The organism is Eubacterium sp. 1001713B170207_170306_E7 (genome assembly GCF_015547515.1).
Classification (GTDB): Bacteria; Bacillota; Clostridia; order Eubacteriales; family Eubacteriaceae; genus Eubacterium.
The window spans coordinates 652,704-665,412 of the sequence record NZ_JADMVE010000001.1; the positions used below are offsets into that span (position 1 = coordinate 652,704).

The 12,709-nt window shown below is 42.3% G+C and carries 6 protein-coding genes; 5 read left to right on the forward strand and 1 reads right to left on the reverse strand.

Annotation, left to right across the window (positions count from 1 at the left end):
• Positions 1–47: 47 nt before the first annotated feature.
• From I2B62_RS03270 to I2B62_RS03285, 4 genes are all read left to right on the forward strand, one after another.
• Positions 48–8,132, forward strand: coding sequence for a helicase-related protein (locus tag I2B62_RS03270; RefSeq protein ID WP_195267537.1), 8,085 nt, complete (start codon positions 48–50; stop codon positions 8,130–8,132).
• A 132-nt stretch (positions 8,133–8,264) separates the two neighbouring features.
• Positions 8,265–9,515, forward strand: coding sequence for an excisionase (locus I2B62_RS03275; RefSeq protein WP_195267538.1), 1,251 nt, complete (start codon positions 8,265–8,267; stop codon positions 9,513–9,515).
• A 106-nt stretch (positions 9,516–9,621) separates the two neighbouring features.
• Entirely contained in the window at positions 9,622–10,725 is a 1,104-nt protein-coding gene (locus I2B62_RS03280) for a hypothetical protein (RefSeq protein WP_195267539.1), read from the forward strand.
• On the forward strand, positions 10,722–11,951 hold the full coding sequence (locus I2B62_RS03285; RefSeq protein ID WP_195267540.1) for a hypothetical protein: 1,230 nt from the start codon (positions 10,722–10,724) through the stop codon (positions 11,949–11,951). The genes I2B62_RS03280 and I2B62_RS03285 overlap by 4 nt, the downstream gene beginning before the upstream one ends.
• A 68-nt stretch (positions 11,952–12,019) precedes the next feature.
• On the opposite strand, the gene I2B62_RS03290 is transcribed toward I2B62_RS03285, so the two are convergent.
• Positions 12,020–12,382 (reverse strand): helix-turn-helix transcriptional regulator, encoded by a 363-nt coding sequence (locus tag I2B62_RS03290; protein ID WP_195267541.1) that lies wholly within the window; start codon positions 12,380–12,382, stop codon positions 12,020–12,022.
• A 152-nt stretch (positions 12,383–12,534) separates the two neighbouring features.
• On the opposite strand from I2B62_RS03290, the gene I2B62_RS03295 reads away from it, so the two are divergent.
• Complete coding sequence (locus tag I2B62_RS03295; RefSeq protein ID WP_195267542.1) at positions 12,535–12,705, forward strand: hypothetical protein; 171 nt, start codon at positions 12,535–12,537, stop codon at positions 12,703–12,705.
• The last annotated feature ends 4 nt before the right edge of the window (positions 12,706–12,709 follow it).

Here is a 12,709-nt window from a genome sequence, read left to right on the forward strand (position 1 = left end):
CAACACCACAGAAATGTGGTGTTTTTTTATTTTAGAGAGGTGTAAATTTGAAATACTATGAAGCGCTAGAGATTTATAATAACATATGCAAAAAAGTAATCGAGAGTCCAGAGGAATGGATGCAGTTTTTAGACGCATCGCAGGGAATCTATAAATATTCTTTCAAAGAGCAGCTGATGATCGCTGCCCAGCGTCCTGATGCAACAGCGGTCGCGGAGATCGGATTCTGGAATAAAAAAATGGGCCGTTATGTGAAGAAGAACAGCACCGGCATTGCGGTTTTCACCGAGAACCCCGATTCGAGGTCTAAACTGCGTTACGTCTATGATCAAAGTGATACAGAGTTATCCTGGTACGGAGGACGCGTAGTCCATCCATGGCAGGTTGAAAAAACGGAGGACTATACCATCATTGCTGACGCCATTGTCAGTGCCACGGGCATAGAATTGCCAAATGAATCGCGGATTGAAGATGTTTTTTATTATGTAACAGCCACGACAATATCTGACCAAGAAGATGTAAATGAATTAATTGACAGTACCGCGCTTAAGGGATCAGAATTATCAAAAAAAGAAAAAAAGGATCAGAGCACTTGTTTAAGTGCACTGATAGCAGCTTCGGCCGCGTATTTGATGATTGGCCGGTGCGGTCTGAATCCCAGAGATTATATCAGCAAAGAGGAATTTAAAGATATATCTTTGTTAAGCAGTAAAAGTGCTTTAATCAATTTTGGGAACATCTACACGGATTACACCCAGAGTATTCTTCAATTTGTCGAAAAAGAGAGCAACAAGCTGGCTGTGAAACACCGCAGAGAAGAAGCGGAAAAAACGACAGAAACAGAAGAAGTACCGCAGGCCGAATCTGAGATAAACCCACCGGTTCATGAGCCGGACGTTGAAGATCAAAAAGAAGAAAATACACTGGAGGAAATTACGCCAGGTGTGCCGGTCGAAGTTAACGTGTATGGAAAGCCGGATCAGAAACAGCTTACATTGTTTGAGCCGCTGCCGAGCATCGAGGAGCAGCGGGGGACGTTGGCCACAGAGCCCCCAAAAGCAGCCAGCATATCAGAAGGCCTAATGACAGACGCTTTAATCAATCGTGTTCTGATGAGCGCTGGCGGCGGACGAGAGGCGAATGAGCTGCGGCTTGAGATTGCTGCTTACTGGCAAAAAGGCCACTTTATCAATGAGTTTGCTGCTTTTTTAGAAAAAAAAATCGGAACAGCCGGACAGGGATTTCAAATTGATGGGAAAAAACTATGTGCCTGGTATGACTCCGATGGTTTGAGATTATCCTACTTTCCGTCAGCCATTGAAAATCCCATGAAGACACTGTCCTGGACAGAAATTGCATCGAGAACAGACCATCTCATACGCACGGGATCATATTTATCTTCCGAGGAAGTTGATGCCATTCAAGCGCATGAGCTGGAACGGATCAGTAAGAAAATATATTTTGTTTTCAGAGATAACATAGGAGATCTGCATAAAGATATACCGGATGGATTAGATGAGCGTACAGGTGAACCAAAGAGTTTCGCATATTTTAAAAAAAAGCTCGATTCGTTTGAAGGTATAAATCAGCTGCTGGATATTCTAAATAAAAACATTGAAAAGCTTAATAGAAGTGATATAAAACCTCAATTTGGAACAATGTATTCGTTGGAGTCTTTAGCGAAGGAACTTGAGGATTTAAAAAAAGAACCCAAGGAAATTAAAAAAGCTGAAAAGGCAAGCATTCTTTTTGAAGATTTCATTACTCAGGACGAAGTTGACTATGCTTTAAAACAAGGAGGAAATGTTGAAGGCAGCTCAAAAAGAATCTATCATCACCTTAGTCAGCATATGCCTGATGCTGAGGCAGATGGCGTTTTCTTATCAAAAGAATATGGTACAAGCGGACACTATGGTGGCAGAACAATTGAAGCGATTGATTACTCACCATCTAAAGGAATTAAAATTGCCAAAGAATTACCGAATGGCCATGAGATAGAACTTAACATTAAATATCAGCAGGCTGCCAAACGTATCCGCTACTTAATCGAGCACAATCTATATGGGACACCAGAGCAACAGCGGTCAGTCATGCCAGCAGAACCAACAGATCAACAGGAGCCGGTCGGGATTTCGGACGAAGACATCCGAGCGCACGAGCAACCCGCAGAGCCATCAGAAGCACCCGATCCAAAAACCGATGTCGAGGCGATCAAAGGAGAACTCAGTCAGATTCTTGAGGAAATAAAAGATGAAAGAGCGGCTGAACAGGCGCTGCATACTGAATTAATCGAAAAGTATGCGCAAACAAACGGGCAGGCAAGAGCACTTTTCGATCAGTTCCAGAGCCTTTTTCCGGAATTCCTGGACAATGACTGCTTATATGAGCGCCGGGAGACAGGTAGCGATGCTTTTATGCCATTGGTACTCGAAAAACTTGCATACAATACTTCATACAATACCTTCGCCATGACCCACTATTATCGGCAAAACGGAGATCTGGTCACAGATCCGGAAATTGTTTATCTTTTTGATGTCGAAAAAAAGGCATTAGTGCCATTGACCCATGAAAACGGTGGTTTAGGTATTTATCAATCTGTGATCGAAGAAGGAGAGATAAGCTATGCATTGGTTTACTCCCTTCAGCACTTTTCTTCCTCCTGGCTGGATAATATATCCGAACAAGGATACAAACCGGTCAAGAGAATCGTCAATCAGGAAGGCGAGGAAGTCACCATTGATTTTACCGAGGCAGAAGTCATCCCGGAGGACGCGGAGGAAGGACAAGAAACAGACGAGGCGGCACTTTCTAAAGCAGCGGAGATCTCTAAGTCGCCCACCGAGCCAGGGGAAACCAGTGCCGAAGTTGTGGAGGAGCGAGATAGTCACACGCATCCCATTCGCCGTTTCATGAAAACCTGGGGGTTAGAAAACTGCACGACCCCTGAAAGCCTTGAAACAATGATGCGACGCCACCAGTTAGGGAAGCAGGATCTGGATGATCGTGGAGAACTGTCAAACCTGATGAACAGGGCACGACAGGATTATGCTAAAACAGCCAATGCTGATGTGGCAGCCCTGTCCTGGATAAAATATCGAAACGCTTTTCGCCAATCCTTTTATGAACTGGCAGACGACATCTGTCAAGGCAAAGCGACCGAGAAAGGTGCCATTGACTTAACCGAGGCAGAAGTAATCCCGGCGGATACGGAAGAAGAACCGGCAACAGCCGAAGCGGCATTTTCTTTTGATCAAAAGAATGAAAATGCTGAAGAATCCGAGCAAAAACCAGAATGGATGCCAAAAATTGGGGTATCCCAGGGTGGAAGCGATGATAATCCCCGGAATCTGGAAGATCTGCCCCAAAATGGCCAGAGTGATGTGACTCCGCAGCAAGGTGAGAATTTCATCATTGAGCCGGTCGCTGGCGATTCGCGTTTTAGTCCCACCGAACGCATCCGCAAAAACATCGCAGCCATACAAATGCTGAAGCAGATTGAAGCCGAAGGCCGAATGGCTGACGATGATGAAAAAGCCGTCATAAATGGTTACGTCGGATGGGGCGGCCTTGCGGATATTTTTGATCACCGGAAACAGACCTGGAAGGAAGAAAAGGAAGCACTGCGAAGGATGCTCTCACTGAGTGAGTATGCAGCAGCTGAGGACTCCATTTTAAATGCCCACTATACCGATCCGGGGATTATCGCAGCTATGTATGAGGCCGTTCAGCTTTTTGGCTTCTCGAGTGGTAACGTGCTGGAACCTGCATGTGGAACAGGCCGTTTTATTGGCGCAATGCCCATGGCATTACGCGCATCCAAAGTCTACGGTGTGGAGTTGGATGAACTGAGCGGCCGCATGGCCCAAGCGTTGTATCCGAAGGCAGAGATCACCATAAACGGTTTTGAAAATGCCCATTATCCGATCAATTTCTTTGACATGGCCATTGGAAATGTGCCGTTCGGGAATTATAAAGTAGCGGATACCAAATACGATAAACTAAACTTTCAGATACACGATTATTTTATTGCTAAAACACTCGATCTGGTACGTCCAGGCGGTATCATTGCATTCATCACCAGCAAAGGGACAATGGATAAGCAGAACAGCAGTGTTCGCCAATATATTGCCAGACGGGCAGAGCTGATCGGCGCGGTGCGCTTGCCCAACAATGCCTTTTCCGGCGCGAATACGAAAGTAACCGCGGATGTGCTCTTTTTCCAGAAACTGGAAAGTATGCGGGATCTGAATGATGTGGACTGGATCGATCTTAAAGAGGACGAAAACGGACTGAAGTATAACGCCTATTTTGTTGATCACCCAGAAAACATTGCCGGTGAAATGGTTGAAATCTCAGGGCCATTTGGCCCGGAGCTTGCCTGTCAGGCAGCTGAGGGCAGCGATACCATTCAGAATGTGCGCGACACCATTTTTGATATGGCTGTTTCACATCGAGATATTTATGAAAACCGAATAATGGCAGAAGCAGCGCAAGACCAGAATGTGATTCCAGCCACGCCCGACGTGAGAAATTTTACCTACACCATGGTGAACGGCAGCATCTACTATCGAAACAATTCAGTTTTGATTGAGCAGGAGGTAACCGGCACAAAAGCCGAACGAATCGAGCACTTGATTGAGGTACGCGATGCGGTTTACCGCCTGATCGATGCAGAAGTATCTGGTGAAAGCCCCAGGCTTATCAAAGAATACCAAAACGAACTCAACCGGATTTATGACCATTTCGCCAAGAAATACGGCAGAATATGTCGTCAGGGGAACAAGCTGGCTTTTTCTGAGGACTGCACCTATCCGATGCTGCTCTCATTGGAAGTCAATGACGGCGAGGGCAATTTTTTAAGAAAAGCCGATATTTTTTCAAAGATTACCATCCGTCAAAAACCAGAAGTTGATCACGCAGACAATCCAGTGGACGCTTTGTCGATCTCATTGGCTGAAAAAGGCTGTGTCGATTTTGAATACATGCAGCAGCTGACCGGTGAGGATGAAGTAACCCTGCAAAAGGGACTGAAAGGGCTTGTATTTAAAAACCCTGAAAGTGATACCTGGGAAAGTGCGGACGCCTATTTATCTGGAAATATCCGTCAAAAGCTTTTAGCAGCACATGCGGCCGTTGAAAACGGAGGAGAAGTATACAAGGAAAACGTGGAAGCCTTAAAAAAGGTTATGCCGGAGCCATTAAAGGCATCGGAGATTTCCATCGTGATGGGGAGTACCTGGGTTGATCAAAAGTATTACGAACAGTTTCTGTTTGAGCTTTTGCAACCTGCGGAACGGATCAGAAAAAATATTGAATTGTTCTACTCCGAGGAAAGCGGCAGCTGGCAAATATCCGGAAAGAATTTAGATTTTGGAAATATTCTCGCCCAGAAAACCTATGGTACCGACCGCATCAACGCCTATTACCTCTTTGAATCCTGCCTGAACCTGAAAGACGCTCGAATCTATGATCTGGTAGATGATAAAAGGGTTGTAAATCAGGATGAAACGGTATTGGCCAACAATAAGCAGAAACAAATCCGCGAAGCTTTTAAAGACTGGATTTATGAGGACTTTGATCGTCGTGAGGATCTGGTCAATACCTATAACCAACTTTTTAATAACAATCGGCCAAGAGAATATGATGGCAGCAACTTGCCATGTGTTGGTCTTAATCCAGATATTATGCTTCGGGAAAGCCAATTAGATGTTGCAGCACGGATCATTTATGGTGAAAACACCGGCATTTTTCATTGCGTTGGAGCAGGAAAAACGCTGGCCAGTATTGTTGGCATCATGGAAAGTCACCGATTAGGGCTGACACACAAGGCGTTGTTTGTGGTACCAAATCACCTGATCGAGCAATGGTCAATCGAGTTTATGCGCGCTTATCCGGCTTCCCGGATCCTGGTATCCACCAAAAAAGATTTTCAACCGATTAATCGTAAAGTTTTCTGCTCAAAAATTGCAACGGGCAATTGGGATGCGGTCATTATTGGACAAAGCCAATTTGAAAAAATACCGGTTTCCTTTGAGCGTCAGGAAAGATTACTAAACGAACAGATCGACGCCATTGATCTTGAAATGGACTTTTCGGAAAACAACTACACAAAAAAACAATTGGCAGCCGCCCGAAAAAGAGTGGAAGCAAGTCTGAAAAAACTGACCGATCAAAGTAAAAAGGATCAGGTCATTAACTTTGAGCAGCTGGGCATTGATGCTTTGGTTGTGGATGAAGCTCAGCGTTACAAAAACCTTTTTACCTACAGCAAAATGGGAAATGTCGCAGGGATTAACCAGACCGATTCAAAGCGCGCCTCAGATATGCTCATGAAATGTCAATATATGGATGAAATAACCGGCGGCCGGGGGATCACTTTTCTGACAGGCACACCCGTTAGCAACGCCATCTCCGAATTACACACCATGATGCGCTATTTGCAGGCAGATCTGCTGCGTGAACTGAGCATGGAATCCTTTGACAGCTGGGCGTCGGTCTTTACCGAAAAAGTCACAAAAATGGAGCTGGCGCCGCAGGGCGGAAATAACTTCCGGATGAAATCGCGTCTCGGTAAATATAACAATCTGCCGGAACTGATTTCCTTTTTTAAGAACTGTGCGGATATTAAAACGCCGGATATGTTGAATCTGCCGGTGCCAATGGTACACTTTGAAAACATCGTTTTAAAACCATCACCGGCGCAAAAGGCTTTAGTCGAATCCCTTGGAGAGCGCGCGGATCGCGTTCATGCCGGTGCAGTCGACCGTTCGGAGGATAATTTCTTAAAGATTACCTCGGATGGCAGAAAAGCAGCATTGGACATACGTCTTTACGATACAGCTCTCCCTGAAGATGAATACAGCAAAGCTCAGGCTATTGCACAAAATGTCTTTAAAATCTGGTCTGAAACGGATGGCGCACAACTCGTGTTTTGTGATTTGTCGACACCGAAACCCGATCGATTTAATGTTTATGATGATATTAAAAGTAAACTCATAAACCTGGGGATACCGGAAAAGGAAATCGCCTTTATTCATGATGCAGGCACCGATAAACAGAAAACAACCTTATTTAAAAAAGTCCGCAAAGGTGATGTCCGGGTATTGATGGGGAGTACCGAAAAAATGGGCGCCGGAATGAATGTGCAGGACAAATTAATTGCGCTGCACCATGCCGATTGCCCGTGGCGGCCGGCCGATTTGGAACAACAGGAAGGGCGTATTATCCGTCAGGGAAATCAATATGAAGAAGTTAAGATATACCGCTATATCACCGAAGGCACCTTTGACGCATACAGCTGGCAGGTCATTGAGCATAAGCAGCAATTCATCAGCCAGATCATGACGAGCCGCTCTCCGGCCCGGAGCATTGAAGATGTTGATCTCCAGACATTGAATTATGCAGAAATAAAAGCCCTTGCTACCAGCAATCCATTGGTGAAAGAAAAAATGGAGCTGGAGATCCGACTGACCGAACTGAACACTATGAAAGCAGCTTACCGGAATCAAAAATATGAAATGGAGCATAATCTGGCAAAGGTTTATCCAAAACGCCAGGCCACCTTAGCCGCACGGCAGAAGAATATCGAGCGTGACCACAGCCTTTTCCTGGAACAGAAAGTTTTAATGGGCAGCTCATTCAAATTGAATGTGAATGGCCATGACTACTACGATCCCGAAGAAGCTGGAAAAGCCTTTCAGAAAGCACATTATGAGCTGTTAGGCGTGGGGCAGCTCGAAAAGAAGATTGCGGAGTATTGCGGTCTGGATATTTATGTAAAGTACGATTTTGAAGCTGAGAAACGGGAAACGACGATCCGAACGAAACATGGATCATCATACAAATACGACTTTGGCCGAAGTGCTGCTTCGGCAATTACAGCTCTGGACAAAATTGATGATTTTTTTATTGATCAAAAAATAGAAATTAATGACGCTCTGGTAAGTGTGGAAAAACAGATTGAAGATGCTGGTCAGTTACTGGATACGCCCTTTGGTTACGAGGTGGAACTTGAGGAAAAAACTGAGCGATTAAATATAATTATGATTGAACTTAGTAATGATAAGGTAAATAATAATGAAATAGAAGATGTGAAATTTTACAGTATTGAAGATAACGAAGAAGAGCGTTAACATTGTAAAGTCTTGATTAAAATGTTAAAATCCTAGTAAAGAAAAAAGATTTGTCAAAATTTGATAAATAGCCACAATGATATAGATAAAACAAAAAATTAGTATAAAGAATGATGATTGAAGGTGAGAAATATGGCGAATGATTATTATCAAAGATACACACTGATGCATAAAAATGTACCTGTTGTAGAGATGGTGCTTGATAATGCTACCGGTTCAATTTCTGCTATTGGAGAAATCTATGAGCTGGCTCATGTGCCAGTGGGCGCCATGGTGAAAAAGGGACGGATTGACCGTGCTGCACTCAATGAATGGTGGAAAAGCAGGGCGATTCCAGCCAGCCGTGATGGTATTAAAAGTGCATTAATAGAACTAAATGTCACTTCGACACAAAAGCTTCTTGATAAATGCCTTGGATTGTCATTGTCGGATCAGTATTGGATATGCCCAGTTGATTCTGGAATAAGTTGGGAATCTGTAAATTTTTTTCAAAATGACTTTTCAGATGATGTGGGCAATATTTTGTTCGGAAAAGGCTCATCCAGTGATAAAATCAGCCTGATGTCGCCAGATAATACCTCGGATGGGTGGCTGAAAAAGAAATGGAAAATCATTGATGAAAAACGCTGTCTGATTAAAGGTGGCAGCGCACCTGCTTATCAGGAGCCTTATAATGAAGTGATAGCGAGTTGCATTATGGAGCGGCTGAATATTCCTCATGTGCCCTACACGCTTATGATACAGGAAGATTACCCCTACAGCGTATGTGCGGATTTTATTACACCGAAAACAGAGTTGATTTCTGCATGGTACGTCATGCAGACACAGCAAAAGGAGAATCATATTTCTGTCTATCAACATTATTTAAATTGTTGTAAGGCACTTAACGTTCCGGATATAAAGGAAGCTCTTGACCAGATGATGGTGCTGGACTATCTGATTGTGAACGAAGACAGACACCAGAATAATTTTGGAGTGGTACGCAATGCAGAAACGCTGGAATATTTGGGAGCCGCACCTATATTCGACAGTGGTACATCTCTTTGGTTTAACCAATTTACCCATATGATTGGCAGGACAAAGATAAGCAGTAAGCCCTTTAAGAACCGACATGAGGAGCAGATTAAGCTGGTATCTTCTTTTGACTGGCTCGATCTGAAGGTACTTGATGGTATAGATGAACAGCTGCGGGAGCTTATGCGTGGGTCGCTCTTTATTGATGATGCACGATCTGATGCCCTCTGCTCCGCATTGAAAGAAAGGGTAGAGTCGTTGACTGAAGTTGTGAATGACCATAAAATTTTTGTACCAATGAACAACTGTCATGGTGATGTAGCTGAAGACATTGCTTACAGTGGCGATCAGGAAGATTTCGATAGATAAAGTACCGTAGAAATATTTATGTAGATACAAAAGTTTATATGACGTAGAAGAATAAAAATTCTCTGTAGAATGATATAAAGGCTAATAAATACGAAAGGATAGAGCAATGCAATTAAATGGTTTATTAATGCACAAAGACACAATCGTCGCAGAAATAAAAAATAATGATTTGAGTATCATTAATCAAAGCTTACTACCCTTGTATTTAAAGCGAAATGGCTCTTTAGAGACATGGATAGCAAAACGGGCAATAGATGCCCACCGCCCACATTCGAGGCTGATTAAACGCCTTTTGCGCCTTTCTGCAGCGGATGATTGCGAAGTCGCCCTTAAGGTTAATGCTGCTACGATTACCGATAACTGGTGGATCAAACAAGCAGCAGAAGAAAGTCTGAAATACGAAGATGTCCGATTTTCAGTGAATTATTTTGGCAATCTTGCCCTTAAGGGCGACCCTGACAGCATTGAACGAGTTAATCATCGAGAAATACTAGCAAGTAGAAGCCCTGAGCTGACCAATATCGGCAGCTTTGAAAAATGCTGGAAAATAGAAAATCATGAATGGTGGCTCTATAAACTAAGTAATAAATTACAGACTTTTTCTGAGCTCTTTATTTTTGAAATGGGCAGCATGTTGGGCTTTGATATGGCCTATTTTGAGAAATGGGAAAGCGGAACAAAAACTTTGGATTTCACAGAAAATGCAAAATACGACTTTGAGCCAGCCTTTAGTTTAGTCGGAGAAGCAGTTGACTATTTAACAAACTATCATGCAATACAAGCGCTAGGCCCTGAATTGGCCGGGGAGTACCTGGATATTTTGGCCTGTGACGCTTTGTTTTTTAATTTTGACCGTCATACACATAATTATGGGTTTTTAAGGGATTCAGAAACAGGATTGTTTTTGAAAATGGCTCCAAATTTTGACAATAATCTGGCGCTTATTGCCAATGGCTATCCGTCTCAGGTATCCATAAAGAGGAAAAACGATCTTTTTATCAACGATTTTTTAGATTTACTGGATCAAACAAACAATATATATTACTTACCTGAACTAACGGAATCAATGATTGATGATGCTTTTGAATCGGTAGGAATGAACGTACATTACGACACAATTAAATCCTTTATCTTAAATGGTTATGATCGACTTGTAAAAGAACTGCCAACTAAAGCAGCAGAAGAACCAGAGCGTAGGAGTGAAAAATGAAGACACAATTGTTATGTAAAGATCATAGAGTCTGCGAAATCGATCACGAAACAGGAGATATTTTTATTTTTAATCAAGCATTAATGCCTTTAAATCTAAGCCTTTCAGATTTCCATGGAACCATTAAAGAAAGGATCTCGAATATCAATTCTTTTGATGCCTGGTGCGCCGATCGGGTCTTGTCAATTGACCGAAGATATGCAAAGCGAATGCTCAATGAACTTGGACTCACTCAGAGCCAGTCCACAGAAGATAAAGCAAGAATATCAAGGTTATACCGTTGTTTATCTTTACAGGATAGTTATTGGGTGAAAAAAGAAGATGAAAAGGTTTCATGGAAAGATGTAAACTTGTTTTCAAATTCTTTTTCAAACGCTTTTGTAGCTGTTTCTTTACTCGGCAGCAGCTTGACAATCAGAAACAAGGATTTATATAGTCGAATGCCGGATATTACGACAAATGGAACATACGCCAAAGCATGGAATCGTGTGGATGATAAGATCATCATGTATAAAGCTGATGACATCGAAGGCAATGAAACGGTAAGAGAGGTAAACGCCAGCAAGATTCTGGATTGCTTCGGTGTTGATCATGTTTCGTATGAGCTCGCTTGTTTTGATGGCCATCGCGTCAGCATGTGCGAGTGCATGACTAACGAAGAACGTTCCATTGTACCATATCGTCATTTTATTGCAGCTTGCAAGTGTAAAGGAATTGAAGATGTGGACGACATCATTAATGAGGTAAAAAAAATTGATGCTACAGGTTACTATACTATGAATATCATGACTTATCTGATTGGGAACAGTGATAATCACGATGGTAATTGGGGATTTTTCAGAGATAATGATACAGGTAGACTTTTGAGAATTCATTCACTCTTTGATTTCAATTGCGCATTTGAAAATTATAGTAAAAAAGATGGTGGATGGTGCGTTCCAGAATTAAAAAAAATAATATCAGACGAATCGAATGAGTTGTTCTATGAGCCTGACCCTTCGAGTAAAACGCTTCAGGAGGCATCTTTGGAAGCGATCCATTATGTTGATATTGAAATGAAGCACCCGATTAGAAAAGACTACTTTTTAAGCGATGATGACTACGAGGTATTTAGAACACGATGTGATGAACTCGGGATTGAAGTAAAGCTTGAAAGAGAATCGGATAATCGTGAACCTGATATTGATATAGCATTCAATCTTTATGATGAGGAAGAAGAACGTTAATAAAAGCACAGGAGGAATCCTGTGCTTTTTGTATGCATATAAAACATTGAGGAGGAAGAAAAATAGACTTATTTTTCGCTGAACATTTCCATGAATTTGACGATTGATACACGGTCTTGGGGTGATAATTCAATAAAAGTCTGGATCAAATGGATATCGGATTCGGTGAGACGAAACTTTCTTTGAAGTCGTGATAGTAAGAAATCAGCTTCTCCGTATTTTGGCTTTTCCCAGATAGGCTCCTCACCGTGAAGCAGGTATTCCCGCCTGATATGAAAAACAGAGCAAATTGTAACAATTGTCCGTTCTGTCGGTTGGACTTCCTCACTTTCGATACGCCCCACAGTTGCACGTGAAAGGCCAATCCGTTTGCCGAAGGTCTCTTGCGACATATTAAGCATTTTACGTATTTTTTTAATATTATTCATCATTAAATCCTCCACACAAGCAAATTAAGTTCATTTTTGCACAAGAAAATTGATCTGTCAAATAGTTTGCATTATCTAAGAATCAAATGTATAATAATGAGCATAAATATATTAAAAGTGTTGCAAAACTGGCTTTTTTGAAGAAAGGAGGACTTATGAATAAAGAGATCGAATATCTGGAAGTTGAGGCATTCTTTGAAAAGTTCAAATCCTTGCCAGTTGAAAAACAAAAGCTTGTGATGGAATATCAGCAGATTTTAAGTAGTAAATCAAAAAAAAGCGAAGAGCAGCATGAGCCTGATGATAATCAATTAAAAAGAAGGTAAAGGA